The following is a 12,967-nucleotide window of genomic DNA, read 5'->3' on the forward strand; positions in this document are numbered from 1 at the left end:
CCACAGTCGGGCAAGGCGGCGGACTCAAGCCCCCTGGCTCTCGCCATCCTTCAAACGGTTCACCAGCGCCACATAATCGGTCATCGCCTGCTCGCGGCTCATCCCGCGCCGAGCGGTCCAGGCGTCGTGCTTGGCCCGCCCCACCATGTCCATGACGCCCGGCCGCTCTCCCGAGGCGTCGCCCTGCGAGCCCTGCTTGTACAAGGCGTACATCGTCAGCAAGGTGGCGTTGTCCGGTGCCTTGTTCAGCGTGCGCGACAATGCGGCGGCGGCCTCGAACGCCTTTTCCTGTTCGCTGGGCCCATCCGACAGCGGCTCGCCGCCGAAATGCCGGTCCTCGGCGTCCAGATCGTCCGGAAACCACCTGGCCTCCAGCAGTTTGCCCCTGCGCATCTGCAAGGCCAGCACGCCGGGCGAGGCCAGGCCGCGATGCAGCAGCGTGGCCGGCTGCACCGCCATGCCGGCGTTGATCACCGCCGCGCCGAAGGCGGAAAATATCGCGCCCTCGTCCGTCCACTTCCGCAGCCGCCGCAAGCCCTTGCTCCCGGGAAACGCGCCGCTGCTGCGATTGCGCCCCGGCTGCAGCCAGGCGAAATCCGGAATGCCCAAGCGGTACAGGCCGGCGAAGTCCCCCTGCTCCAGCGCGCCCCGCGCCGAGGCCAGCAGCTCCGCCATTTCCGCCGGGGCCATGGCTGGATCGACCATGTTCATGCCGAAGCCGCCCGCGGCATTGGCATTGAAAAATTCCAGCACATGCTTGCCGACGATTTCCCTGTCGTTGTCCACGCACACCATGTGGTAGCTGTCCTCCAGCACCACCATGCGCGCCTGGCCAGCCCGCTTGCCGCTGCCGATGCGCTCGACCAGAAAATGCGCGGAGCGCAGACTGGTCAGTTCGTCCTCGCGCGCGTGCACCACCAGCGTCGGGCAGGCGATCTGGTCCAAACCCCGAATCACCGCGGCGCGCAGCCGATCCACCTCGCGGATGCAGGCCAGCGGCACCCAGCCGTAATGGAAATTCTCACCGCGCTCAAACTTGGCCTTGACGATGGCCCGCAGCTGCTCGTTCTTGATGCCGTAGGGCTCTTCCTCTGTCACCCTCATCCGCTCAGGCAGGCCGGGAACCCGATACAGCAGGGGACGCAGGCCTCGATACCAGGGCGTGGCCCAGCCGTCGATGTACACCGGCGGGGCCAACGCCACCAGCCGGCCCTTGGCGTGACGCTCCAGCTTGGCCACTTCCAGCGCCAGCAAGGCGCCCATGCACATGCCCATCACGTGCAGCACCTCGTGCTGGCCGACGATTTCGCGATACTTGGCGCGCGCCGCGTCCAGCCATGCCTCCATCTTGACGGCGGACAGATCCTCCGGCCGCGTGCCGTGGCCCGGCAGCGTCAACGCATGGGTGACGAAGCCCGCGTTCTTCAAGCGCTTGTGCATGGAGCCCAGATCGTATTGCGTGCCGCCCAGGCCGTGGATCAGGAATACGCCGGCGTCAGCCATTGCCGTTCTCCAGAGGCTCCGGCCTCAGCATGCCCACCACCATTTCCACTTCGTCGTCCGCGCCGCGCACGCAGGCCAGGCGCTCCCGCACCCGCAGCCGCTCGCCGCCCGCCTGCACCACGGTGTAGCTTTGCTCGCTGGCCCAGGTCTCGCCGCTGGCCACGCTGCTCCATGTGGCCTCCACCAATCCGCGCTCGTCCGGCTCGATCCGCTCCAGCCATTCGTCCAGGCTGGAGATATGCGCGACATCCTCGCCCAGCACCTTGTCCGCTCCCATGCCCCAGGTGGCGTGCCCGGTGGCCGCCTCATACTCTACTGTCGCCACCCCCACTTCGCGCATGATGCGCTCGTAGCGCAGGCGCCAGGACTGCGCATCGGTCAACGCCTGGCGGCGGCCGTCCGACAACGCCCTCACCGCGATCATCACCGCGGCCCAGATCATCACGAAGCCCTGGACCTCGATCACCGCCTCGCCGGAGAAGCCCTCCTCCACCGCGAACGGCCCGCCGCCATGCGCCGTTCTGCCAATGATCAACAATCCGCCCAGCAACAGGGCGACGGCCCCGCCACGCGGCCCCCACAAAGCAGCGGCGATCAGCAGGAAAGGCATGGGGAGATAGGCCAGCGTGGCGGCCACATGGCCATAGCGCTCGCCGCTGTGATCGATGAAAACCAGCGCCACCGCGCATAGAAACAAGAGGAAAGCCGCGCCGCCGCCCAGAAACTGCATCATCGTCATGCCGCCCGACAATTGCAGATGGAATCCCCGGAACGCGGTCACCACCGGCGTCAGCAGCAGGATGCCCACCATGGTGGACAGCATCCACGCGATCCCCTCCAGCGCCAGGTTCAAGCCGGGCCGCTGCCATTGCCACAAGGCCATGGCCAGCGCGCCGCCCAGGCAGGAGGCCAGCGCCGCCCCGCACAGCAGCAGGGCCATGCCGGCCGGGGAATCCGGATCGTTGCGCCCCAGGCTGGCCACCCAGCAGCCCATGGCGCCGCTGACCGCCTCGATGCTGGCAAAGGCCGCCGCCCCCACCGGATTCAGGCCATGCGCCGCCATGCCCCAAATCACCGACGCCAGCCACACGCCCGCGAGAATGGTGGGCCAGCGCCAGCGGGGAGAAATCAGCAGCGCGGAAAAAGTCACACCGCTGCCCAGCCAAACCGGCAAGGTTTCCGTAACGGAACTGGCCAGCGATCTGGAAACGACAGCCACCGTAAGAAACAGCACGGCAACCAGCAAGCCAATTCGTAACTGCTGCATGGCGACTCCTCCAGCCTCAACCATTGCAGCATAGGAAGCGCCAGCCAAGAGCGGCAAGCCGGGAAGAAAGATTGAATGACAAACGACACCATGCTTGCATGGCGAGCATCTGAGGTATTCAGCAAAGGACCGGCCATTGCCCCCCGCCCACACGGGGAACATGCCAATTTCAAGAGACTGATTTTAAAAGATAAAAATCCACGCCAGAAATCTACCGATTTTCCCGCTAAAAATCGCCACTCAAATCGCTAGGCGACGCCGTTCGCCAACCATGGCAAACCACCGCGCCATGGCCTGCGAAACGACATCGGCACTGTCATCGCGGCTCAAGCCCCGGCACAATCCGCCACCCGCAGCAGCCTGGGCGGCTGGCCGGCAAGTTCTGCCAGCAGGCTTTGCGCCGGCAGTGTCCGTTCTCCATAAGCAGCAGGCGCCACGCCGAAGTTGGCGGTAAGGCGGCTGCCGTCGGCGAAGCGGGTCTGCTGCAGCGTATGCTCGGCATTCAGCCACTCGAAGCCGGTCAGCGCCTGGGTAGCCAAGCGCTCGTGCAGCGGACGGAAGGCGCGGTCCGCGCATTGCAGCTGCGGCAAACGGGCCTTGAGGCTGGCGGCGGACAAGTGGAATAGCGGCGGCACGTTGTACAGCCATTGCGCCAGCAGATTGTCGGCGTAGGCGTTGGAGAATTTCAGATTGTCGTACAGCCAGTGGTTGGTGGTGATCACCGAGCCATGGAACACCGCTTGGTACAAGGGCAAGCGGTATGGCGCGCCATAGTAAAGGTCGCGATACGGCTGCTTGAGCGGCACCTTCTTGAAGAAGGTTTCCGGCTGGTCGGACGGATACCAGCGGCCCAGGAAGTACGGCGACTGCTTGTTCTTCTGCAGATCGGCGTCGCCCCAACCCATCACCGGAACCTGCATGCCGTGGGCGAAGGCGATGCCGCGGCTGGTGCTTGCATTGCCCATTTCCGATCCCACCGGCAGTTGGTAGGCGTCCGCCACCCATTGCATCGATTTTTCATAGCCGATGGCCATCTCAGCCTTGCCGGTTTTGCGGCCCGAGGTGTAGTCGTCAAACACCATGCCCGTGGCGTAGGCGTCCAGAAACCAGCTGTTGAAACCGGCGGCGGCATGCAGCGCGCGGGTGCGTTGTTTCAAGGTATCGCGCACGCAGTCCGGGTTGGTGTAATAGCCGGATTGCTGGAAGCCGGTCTTCTTCTTGCCATTGGCCAGCGTCACGCCGCACTGGCGGTACACCGCCTCGCCCTGCTGGGCGGTGAGCCAGTCCTCGCGCTCGCCCGGCCGCAACGCGGTTTCGTAGGAGTCATAGGCGGTCACCAGATAACCGGCGTCCACGCCCGCCTTCACCGCCTGCGGCTGCCACAAGCCCCCCTCCCAGTTGTCCGCGCCCAGCCACAGCCGTTTGAGCCCAGCCGCCTGCAAGGCATCAACCGTTTTGCGCGACAAGCCGCCGCCCCAGCGCGACGCGTCCGGCTGCAATGCGGGGCCGAACAGCCGCTCCGCCAACGTGCGCAGCCGCAGATAGGGCGCGGCCATTCTGTTCCAGCCAGGCTTCTTGCCCAGCCAACCGGCGCGGGCCTCGGCGGTCAGCGCCTGGTTGACGGCCTCCATCAGCACCCGTTGCTGGTAATGGTCCGGCTTAGCGCCGGCCTGGCGCAAAGCCTTGCCGGCCTCGGCGTCGAAACGGCCGCGCAGCCTGGCGGCCAGCGGGTCCGGTCCGCGCAACAGCTTGAGGAAGGCGGGCCAGTCGCGCACGTCGGACGCATCCAACAGATTATTGCCCCACAGGTAGACGTGGCTGGCGCCGATCAGCTTGGCGGTGTCCGGCTGCGCCTTGATCTTGTCGGCCAACGTTTGATAACGGCCTTCCGACACCAGCCATTGCTTGTAGCGTTGCGCGCCGGCCAGCAGGTTGTCGTCGGCCAGCCGCAGCAGCAGCGTCATCGGCCGCTGCTGGTTGAGCGGGTTGAATTCGTGGCTCAGGTTCAAGGCGAAGCCCTGGCCCTCGGCGCGGATGGCCAATTGATTGTTGAACGGCTCCAGCAGCAGCCAGTGCAGGCTGCGGCGGCCGTAGTCCATGCCCCACAGCGGCAGGCTGAGGTTTTCCGAGGTATCCAGGCCGTCGCCGGCGAAGCCGGGCAGAAAATCCCGCCACAGCTTGCTGCCGGCCGGAATGTAGCTGCCCTCGGCCAAAGGCAGCAGCAGCCCCTTGCCCATCGCCGACGCCGGCTGGCGCAGCAGCTCCACCTCGCCTGGCGCTTTGGCGTTCAGGGTCAGCGTCAGATCTCTGCCATTCAGTCTGGCCTGCCAGCGGTAGCGGCCATCGTCCCATTGCCAGTCTGCGGATTCTCCATCCTGACGCACCCCGCTCACCTTGCGCGCCAGTCCGCCATCTGACACCAGCCGCGCCGGCTCGCCCGCCGCCGTCACCTTCACCGCCAGCGTGGCCGGCTCCAGCTCCACCTTCCACTCAGGATTTTGCAACACCAGTCCGGCCCAAGCCGGCAACGGCAGGCCCAGCGCCGCAGCCAACGGCAATACTTTGATCAGACGCGTCATTCCCTCTCCCGCAAATCGGTCACTTGAATAGACCGTATTGCAACGCAAAAGGGATAGACGATTGTCAGGATAATGTCAGAACCTGTTCAATATCTGCTGCGCGTCGGCGATACGACGTTGAAAACAGCTTCAGAATGCTCATGTACCGTATGTACACTCCGCTTCTTCAGCCGTTTTCGCCTTGTCTCGCCTTAGCTCGCTAGACTTTGAACAGGCTCTCAGAACTGTCCCAGCGGCGCGGCCACGCGGTGGATCTGGCGGACCGCGATGGGGCCGCGAAACTCGGCGCGCAGCAGCGACACGCTGGCCCACAGCTTCTGGCCGCCGGGATTGGCCGGCCAGCGCAGCGGCTGGCCCAGCTCGCGCCGCTGCCACCAGCGCAATTCGAAATCCGGCTGCGACAGCAGCGCCTGCTCCAGCCAGGGCCGGGGACAGGCGGGCGGCTGGACAGGCGGACGCGGCGCCAGCTTGCGCCCATCGCGCCGCAGCCAGTCCTGCGCGGCCATGCCCGGCAGCGACAGATCCTGCCGCCAGGTCTCGCCGCCGCTTTGCGCGGTCAGCCTATACACGCCCGGCGGCAAGGCCGCGGACTGGTCTTCGCTTTCCAGCGCGAACAGGCTGCCGTCGTAGCGCGTCTTGGCGGCGGCAAGCAGTTCGCGGCCGTCCGGCAGCCGCAGCGACCAACGCAGGTCGCGCCGCGGGCTGACGCCATTCAGCCTGACAATATAGGAGCGGCTGAGCGGGATATCGCGCTGGATCAGATCCAACTCCAGGTCGCCCAGCCAGGCGGGCGGCGCAGCCGGCGCGTCGCGGCCGCACTGGCCGGCCGCTATCTCATGCTGCAACGCAAGCCAGGCCTGGCGCTGCGCGGCGCTGGACAATGCGGCGCCCAGCGCGTCCAGCTGACGCCAAGCGCCGGCGCGGTCGCCGGAGAGCAAGGCATGGTAGGCAGGCTCCAGCGGCGTGGCGGGCAGCAACGGCGCGGCCGCGGCGCTTGCCGTCCAGGCCAGGGCCAGCCATAGCGGCGGCCTCATGCCTCAGCCTCGCACAAGCGATAGCCGACGCCGCGCACGGTTTCGATCGGGATGTCGGGCAGCTTCTGCCGCAATTGCAGCACATGGGTGTCCACTGTACGGGTGGACGGGAAATGCTGGTAGCCCCACACCTGGTTCAATAATTCGTCGCGGGTGAACACCCGGCCCGGCATCCGCGCCAGCATCGCCAGCAGGTCGAACTCGGTGCGGGTCAGCGCCACCTCGCCGCCGCGCCAGCCGGCCGCCTGCCTGGCCGGAAACAGGCTGAGGCCGCCGCAGGCCAGCTGCCCCTCGCCCAAGGGCCGTAGCTGGGCGCGCACGCGGGCCAACAACTCCACATGAGCGAAGGGTTTGGTCAGATAGTCGCGCGCGCCAGCCTCCAGCCCGGCCACCCGGTCGTCCAGTTCCACCCGGGCGGTAAGCATGATCACCGGCAGCGCCTTCAGCGCCAGCCATTGCGGCAGCAGGCGCAGCGAATCTCCGTCCGGCAGCTGGCGGTCCAGTATCGCCAGCTCGGCCTGCCGCCAGTGGGCGGCCACCTCGCAGCCGTCGCGCAGCCACAGACAATCATAGCCCTGCTGTTGCAGGAACTGGCGCAGGCCCGCGCCCAGTTCGGCGTCGTCTTCAATCAGCAATATCGTCACACGGCAACTCCAGCGTGAATGTCGTAGGCGGCCCCTCTAATGCCAGCCGGCCGCCCAGCCTTTTCATCACCCGCCGCACAATGGCCAGTCCCAGCCCCATGCCGGCGCTGGCGCCCAGCTCGCGCCGCAGCAAGGACAGCCGGTAGCGCGGCAGCGCGCCGCCATCGCAGACCTCCAGCCGCAGCCGGCCCTTTTCCCAGCCCGCCAGGATGCGGACCGGCGCTTGGCCGTGCTGGCGCGCGTTGCGCAGCAGATTGTCCAGGCACAGGCCCAGCCAGTAGACGGGCAGATTCAGATTTCTATCCTGATCCAGACAGTAAGTCGCCCCGTGACGTTCCGCGACGCTGTCCAGCCACTCAGACAAGGGCAGCGGCTGCGGCGCTTCCAGCCGGCCGTCCGCCGCCAGGTAGTGGCGGCTGGCATCGGCCAGCTGGCGCAACCGCAGCACGCCGTCGGCCAGCCGGCCGAAACCTTGCTGCGCGCTAGGCGGCAACTGGTCAAAACCGGAGCGAAAATCCTCCACCACATTGCCCAAGCCGGCGATGGGGGTGCGCAACTCGTGGGTGAGCATCTGCAACACAAAGCGCCGCTCCCGCTCCAGCCGGCGGCGCTGCAGCCAGCCGTAGACCAGCGCGCCGGCAAGCACCGACAGAGACAAGCCCGCCAACGCCCGCCACCACCATGGCGACGGCGGCAGCGCCCGCGCGCAGATCCGGCCCAGCGGCTGCGGACAGGCGTCGCCATCGGCCAGCGGGCTCAGCGCCAAGCCGGCTGCCTCCGCCAGCGGCCGCCATTGTCCGGCGCCGTAACGCCGCCAGAATGCGCCGTCGCGCCGCCACAAATCGCCGCCGTCCAGCAGCCAGCGCTCGCCGGACAGCAGCGCGGCCAGGCTGTCATCGCCCAGTTTGCCGATGCCGGCGAAGGCTTCCGGACGTTCGCGCGCGTGCAGATAAGGCTGCAGGGCCGATGCCGATTCAGGATGACGCTGCAGATAGTGCCAGGCGTAGCTGCCGCCCAGCGGATGGATGGAATGGGCGGCGAACCAGTCCGGCGGCAGCGCCTCGCCCTCGCACAGCGCGCGCTCGAAGCGCAGCGCATCGGCCGGCAGCGCCGGCAACGGCGCGCGGCATTGGCCGCGGTGGCGGTATAGCGCCTGCAATTGGGCCAAAGGAAGCTGGCCCAGCGCCGGATACAGCGAATCCGGCCGCAGCAGCGCGGCGTCCAGCTGCTGCAAGGCGGCCACCGCCGTCTCCGCCTGCGGGCGCTCGGCGCGCAGCGCGGCCTGCAGCGCGGCGACATCGGCGCGGGCGTGCAGGCTCAGGGCGATCAAAAACAGGGCGAGTAGGCGCGGCATGGCTGGATTATAAGGTCCGCCGGCTCAAGACCGCAGCGCCGCGCTTCCATGTTAAGCTGCCGGCGTTCGTCCATTCATCCGTTTCGCCTCATGTCACCTCGCAGCTGGGATATCTTCTGTACCGTCATCGACAACTACGGCGACATCGGCGTCGCCTGGCGCTTGGCGCGCCGGCTGGCGCGCGACCGCGGCCACGACGTGCGGCTGTGGGTGGACGACCTGGCCAGCTTCGCCCGCATCGCGCCGGGACTGAACCCGGCCCTGCCGCGACAGGCGCTGGCCGGCATCGACATCCGCCACTGGCCGCAGACGGATTTCCCGGCCGATATCGTCCCCGCCGACGCGGTGATCGAGGCCTTCGGCTGCCGCTTGCCGGACAGCTTCGAGGCGGCGATGGCTGCCCAGGCCGTCAAGCCGGCGTGGATCAATCTGGAATACCTGTCGGCCGAGGACTGGACCCTCAGCCATCACAAAATGCCCTCGCCCCACCCCAGGCTGCCGCTGACCAAGCATTTCTTCTTCCCCGGCTTCGACCCCGCCAGCGGCGGGCTGATCTGCGAGGATGGGCTGATAGACGCGCGCACAGCCTGGCAAGCGGATGACGCCGCGCAAAACGCCTACTGGCTGCGCCGCGGCCTGCCGACGCGCATCCCGGGTGAGCTGCGCGTCAGCCTGTTCGCCTACCACAACCCGGCCGCGGCGCAGCTGCTGCAAGCCTGGGCCGACGGCCCGTTTCCGGTGCGCTGCCTGGTGCCGGAAGGCAAGGTGCTGCCCGATGTCGCCGGCCTGTTCGGCCGCGCGCTGCGCGCCGGCGACCATGCCCGCCTCGGCAATCTGGACGTTCACGTGCTGCCACTGAGCGATCAGGACGACTACGACCGCCTGCTGTGGAGCTGCGATTTCAACTGCGTGCGCGGCGAGGACAGCCTGGTGCGCTCGCAATGGGCGGCCCGGCCCATGCTGTGGCACATCTACCCGCAGGACGACGACGCCCACCTCGCCAAGCTGGAAGCATTTCTCGAGCAATACTGCGCCGGCCTGCCAGCCGGGATGGCCGCCGCGCTGCGCGCGCTGAACCTGGCCTGGAACCGAAACGGCGACATCGCCGCCGCCTGGCGCGACGCCGCGCCCTGGCTGCCGGCGTGGCGCGAACATGCGACAAACTGGCAACAGCATCTGCTGAAAGACGGCGATCTCGCGGCCAGACTGCTGCACTTCGTCGGCGAAATCAGCTAGAATGCCGTGTTTTGTCGGGAATCTTTCCCGGCTTCATTTCAAGAGTTTGGGATTAGACAAGCATGAAAACCGCACAAGAACTGCGCGCTGGTAATGTATTCATGGTCGGCAGCGACCCGATGGTTGTTCAAAAGGCTGAGTTCAGCAAATCCGGCCGCAACGCCTCCGTCGTCAAGATGAAGATGAAGAACCTGCTGACCGGCGCCGGCAGCGAAGCCGTATACCGCGCGGACGACAAGTTCGACGTGGTGGTGCTGGATCGCAAGGACTGCACCTACTCCTACTTCGCCGACCCGATGTACGTGTTCATGGACACCGAATTCAACCAGTACGAAGTGGAAGCCGACAACCTGGGCGACACCCTGAACTTCATCGTCGACGGCATGGAAGACATCTGCCAGGTCACCTTCTACGACGGCAAGGCCATCTCCGTGGAACTGCCGACCACCGTGATCCGCGAAGTGGAATACACCGAGCCGGCCGTGCGCGGCGATACCTCGGGCAAAGTGCTGAAGCCGGCCCGTCTGGTTGGCACCACTTTCGAAGTTCAGGTTCCGGCCTTCGTCAACACCGGCGAAAAGATCGAAATCGACACCCGCACCAACGAATTCAAGAAGCGCGCCTAAGCCTTCTGGATTGTTGTGCCGAGAAAAGCGCCCCGCGGGGCGCTTTTTTCATGCCCGTCCCCAGCTGGTATACTGTTTCTCCGCTCCATCCCGCCCAAATCGCGCCATGTCCGATCTTTTTTCCATCGAACCGCAAAAACCGCTGGCCGAGGCCTTGCGTCCGCAGGCGCTCGATCAGGTGATCGGCCAGCAGCATCTGATCGGCCCGGGCAAGCCGCTGAGCCTGGCGGTGGCGTCCGGCAAGCCGCACTCGATGATATTGTGGGGCCCGCCCGGCGTGGGCAAGACCACGCTGGCGCGCATCCTGGCCGCCAGCTTCGACGCCGAGTTCATCCCGATCTCGGCTGTGTTCGCCGGCATCAAGGACATCCGCGAGGCGGTTGAGCGCGCCAACGCCGCGCTGCAGCGCTCTGGCCGCCGCACCATCCTGTTCGTCGACGAGGTCCACCGCTTCAACAAGAGCCAGCAGGATGCCTTCCTGCCCTTTGTCGAATCCGGCCTGCTCACCTTCATCGGCGCCACCACGGAAAATCCGTCGTTCGAGGTCAATTCCGCGCTGTTGTCGCGCGCCCAGGTCTACGTGCTGAACAGCCTGAGCGAGGATGAGCTGAAGCAGCTGTTCGAACGCGCGCAAGCGGAAGGCGCGCTGGATGGGCTGAATTTCGACGATGCGGCCGTCTCCACGCTGACCGGCTACGCCGACGGCGACGCCCGCCGCTTCCTGAACCTGCTGGAACAGACCCGCACCGCGGCGCAGACCCGCGGCTCGGCGGAGATCGACCCGGCGTTTCTGGAAGAAGTGCTGACGCTGAACGCGCGCCGCTTCGACAAAGGCGGCGACGCCTTCTACGACCAGATCTCGGCGCTGCACAAATCGGTGCGCGGCTCCAATCCGGATGCCGCGCTGTACTGGCTCAGCCGCATGCTGGACGGCGGCGCCGACGCGCGCTACCTCGCGCGCCGCATCGTGCGCATGGCCTGGGAAGACATCGGCCTGGCCGACCCGCGCGCGATGCAGATCGCCAACGACGCGGCGCTGACCTACGAAAGACTGGGCAGTCCGGAAGGCGAACTTGCGCTGGGACAAGCGGTGATCTATCTGGCGGTGGCCGCCAAGAGCAATGCCGGATACAACGCGTATAATCAGGCCCGCGCCTTCGTCAAACAGGACAAATCCCGCCCGGTGCCGGTACACTTGCGGAACGCGCCCACCCGCCTGATGAAGGAATTGGGTTACGGCCACGCCTACCGCTACGCGCACGATGAGCCCCACGCCTACGCCGCCGGGGAAACCTATCTTCCGGAGGGGCTGGAAGACATCGAGTGGTACCGTCCGGTGCCGCGCGGGCTGGAAAGCAAGATTCAGGATAAACTGGCCTTTTTGCGTCAGCTGGATGCAGACGCCCAGCAAGATCCCGATAGTGAAAAACAGGAATAATCATGCTCGACATCAATCTACTTCGCAATGACATCGAAGCCGTCGCCGCCCGTCTGGCGGACCGCGGCTACACCCTGGACACCGCCGCATTCAATCAGCTGGAAGCCGAGCGCAAGTCCCTGCAATCCCGGATGCAGGAACTGCAAGCCAAGCGCAACGCCACTTCCAAGCAGATCGGCATCGCCAAGAGCAAGGGTGAAGACGTCTCCGCCATCATGGCCGAAGTAGCCACCCTGGGCGACGAGCTGAAAGCCGCCGAACAGGCGTTCGATGGCGTGCAAGGCAAGCTGGACGCCTGGCTGCTGGTGATCCCCAACCTGCCGCACGAATCGGTGCCGGCCGGCAAGGATGAAAACGACAATGTGGAAGCGCGCCGCGTCGGCGTGCCGCGCCAGTTCGACTTCGAAGCGAAAGACCACGTCGACGTCGGCGCCCCGCTGGGCCTGGATTTCGACACCGGCGCCAAGCTGTCCGGCGCCCGCTTCACCGTGCTGAAGGGCGACATCGCCCGCCTGCACCGCGCCATCGCCCAGTTCATGCTGAACACCCATACCGGCAGCCACGGCTACGAAGAGCACTACACCCCGTACATCGTCAACGACACTGCGCTGCTCGGCACCGGCCAGCTGCCGAAGTTCGCCGACGACATGTTCAAGGTGACCCGCGGCGGCGATGAAGAAGCCGCGCCGCAGTACCTGATCTCCACCTCGGAAGTGACGCTGACCAACACCGTCGCCGACACCATCCTGCAAGAGAGCGAGCTCCCGAAGAAGATGACCGCGCACTCGCCGTGCTTCCGCTCCGAAGCCGGCAGCTACGGCCGCGACACCCGCGGCATGATCCGCCAGCACCAGTTCGACAAGGTGGAAATGGTGCGCGTGGAGAAGCCGGAACACTCCTACGCCGCGCTGGAAGAGATGGTGGGCCACGCCGAAAACATCCTGAAGGCGCTGGAACTGCCTTACCGCGTGGTGACGCTGTGCACCGGCGACATGGGTTTCGGCTCCGCCAAGACTTATGATCTGGAAGTGTGGCTGCCGGCGCAGAACACCTACCGCGAAATCTCCAGCTGTTCCAACATGACCGATTTCCAGGCCCGCCGCATGAAGGCGCGCTACAAGGACGAAAACGGCAAGAACCAGTTGGTGCACACGCTGAACGGCTCCGGCCTGGCAGTGGGCCGCACCCTGGTGGCCATTCTGGAAAACTACCAGAACGCCGACGGCAGCGTGACCGTGCCGAGCGTGCTGCGTCCGTTCATGGGCAAGGACAGGATCGGCGGCTGA

Annotated in this window: 11 protein-coding genes; 5 read left to right on the forward strand and 6 right to left on the reverse strand. The window is 66.3% G+C overall.

The genetic code is table 11. The features are described from left to right. Positions 1 to 24 precede the first annotated feature (24 nt). Both ACX17K_RS17545 and ACX17K_RS17550 read right to left on the reverse strand, forming a co-directional pair. Entirely contained in the window at positions 25 to 1,503 is a 1,479-nt protein-coding gene (locus ACX17K_RS17545) for an acyl-CoA-binding protein (protein ID WP_493775789.1), read from the reverse strand. Continuing rightward, positions 1,496 to 2,770, reverse strand: coding sequence for an MASE1 domain-containing protein (locus ACX17K_RS17550; RefSeq protein WP_493775790.1), 1,275 nt, complete (start codon positions 2,768 to 2,770; stop codon positions 1,496 to 1,498). The genes ACX17K_RS17545 and ACX17K_RS17550 overlap by 8 nt, the downstream gene beginning before the upstream one ends. Positions 2,771 to 2,845: 75 nt before the next feature. Here ACX17K_RS17550 and ACX17K_RS17555 point away from each other — a divergent pair, with 75 nt between their 5' ends. Then, positions 2,846 to 3,022 (forward strand): hypothetical protein, encoded by a 177-nt coding sequence (locus tag ACX17K_RS17555; protein WP_493775791.1) that lies wholly within the window; start codon positions 2,846 to 2,848, stop codon positions 3,020 to 3,022. Positions 3,023 to 3,096: 74 nt separating this feature from the next. Here ACX17K_RS17555 and ACX17K_RS17560 read toward each other — a convergent pair whose 3' ends face one another. From ACX17K_RS17560 to ACX17K_RS17575, 4 genes are all read right to left on the reverse strand, one after another. Then, on the reverse strand, positions 3,097 to 5,349 hold the full coding sequence (locus tag ACX17K_RS17560; RefSeq protein ID WP_493775792.1) for a glycoside hydrolase: 2,253 nt from the start codon (positions 5,347 to 5,349) through the stop codon (positions 3,097 to 3,099). Positions 5,350 to 5,567: 218 nt separating this feature from the next. After that, positions 5,568 to 6,383 (reverse strand): DUF2861 family protein, encoded by an 816-nt coding sequence (locus ACX17K_RS17565; RefSeq protein WP_493775793.1) that lies wholly within the window; start codon positions 6,381 to 6,383, stop codon positions 5,568 to 5,570. Then, positions 6,380 to 7,027, reverse strand: coding sequence for a response regulator transcription factor (locus tag ACX17K_RS17570; protein WP_493775794.1), 648 nt, complete (start codon positions 7,025 to 7,027; stop codon positions 6,380 to 6,382). The genes ACX17K_RS17565 and ACX17K_RS17570 overlap by 4 nt, the downstream gene beginning before the upstream one ends. Beyond that, on the reverse strand, positions 7,008 to 8,381 hold the full coding sequence (locus ACX17K_RS17575) for an ATP-binding protein (protein WP_493775795.1): 1,374 nt from the start codon (positions 8,379 to 8,381) through the stop codon (positions 7,008 to 7,010). The genes ACX17K_RS17570 and ACX17K_RS17575 overlap by 20 nt, the downstream gene beginning before the upstream one ends. A gap of 90 nt (positions 8,382 to 8,471) precedes the next feature. Here ACX17K_RS17575 and earP point away from each other — a divergent pair, with 90 nt between their 5' ends. The 4 genes from earP (at position 8,472) to serS (ending at position 12,967) form a co-directional block, all read left to right on the forward strand. After that, entirely contained in the window at positions 8,472 to 9,617 is a 1,146-nt protein-coding gene (gene earP, locus ACX17K_RS17580; RefSeq protein WP_493775796.1) for an elongation factor P maturation arginine rhamnosyltransferase EarP, read from the forward strand. Positions 9,618 to 9,679: 62 nt separating this feature from the next. Beyond that, a complete protein-coding gene (efp, locus tag ACX17K_RS17585; RefSeq protein ID WP_343481447.1) occupies positions 9,680 to 10,243 on the forward strand; it encodes an elongation factor P in 564 nt (187 codons plus the stop codon). A gap of 106 nt (positions 10,244 to 10,349) precedes the next feature. Further along, positions 10,350 to 11,681 carry a replication-associated recombination protein A gene (locus ACX17K_RS17590; RefSeq protein ID WP_493775797.1) on the forward strand — a complete coding sequence of 444 codons (1,332 nt, stop codon included), beginning with the start codon at positions 10,350 to 10,352 and terminating at the stop codon, positions 11,679 to 11,681. Between the two features lie 2 nt (positions 11,682 to 11,683). After that, complete coding sequence (gene serS, locus ACX17K_RS17595; protein ID WP_493775798.1) at positions 11,684 to 12,967, forward strand: serine--tRNA ligase; 1,284 nt, start codon at positions 11,684 to 11,686, stop codon at positions 12,965 to 12,967.

It is taken from the genome of Chromobacterium sp. INPA-IVC, from assembly GCF_059047085.1.

Coding starts and splice junctions, on each gene's coding strand:
- ACX17K_RS17565 (WP_493775793.1), bottom strand. CDS start 6,383: ATGAGGCCGCCGCTATGGCTGGCCCTGGCCTGGACGGCAAGCGCCGCG.
- ACX17K_RS17590 (WP_493775797.1), top strand. CDS start 10,350: ATGTCCGATCTTTTTTCCATCGAACCGCAAAAACCGCTGGCCGAGGCC.
- efp (WP_343481447.1), top strand. CDS start 9,680: ATGAAAACCGCACAAGAACTGCGCGCTGGTAATGTATTCATGGTCGGC.
- earP (WP_493775796.1), top strand. CDS start 8,472: ATGTCACCTCGCAGCTGGGATATCTTCTGTACCGTCATCGACAACTAC.
- ACX17K_RS17545 (WP_493775789.1), bottom strand. CDS start 1,503: ATGGCTGACGCCGGCGTATTCCTGATCCACGGCCTGGGCGGCACGCAA.
- ACX17K_RS17560 (WP_493775792.1), bottom strand. CDS start 5,349: ATGACGCGTCTGATCAAAGTATTGCCGTTGGCTGCGGCGCTGGGCCTG.
- ACX17K_RS17575 (WP_493775795.1), bottom strand. CDS start 8,381: ATGCCGCGCCTACTCGCCCTGTTTTTGATCGCCCTGAGCCTGCACGCC.
- ACX17K_RS17550 (WP_493775790.1), bottom strand. CDS start 2,770: ATGCAGCAGTTACGAATTGGCTTGCTGGTTGCCGTGCTGTTTCTTACG.
- ACX17K_RS17555 (WP_493775791.1), top strand. CDS start 2,846: ATGACAAACGACACCATGCTTGCATGGCGAGCATCTGAGGTATTCAGC.
- serS (WP_493775798.1), top strand. CDS start 11,684: ATGCTCGACATCAATCTACTTCGCAATGACATCGAAGCCGTCGCCGCC.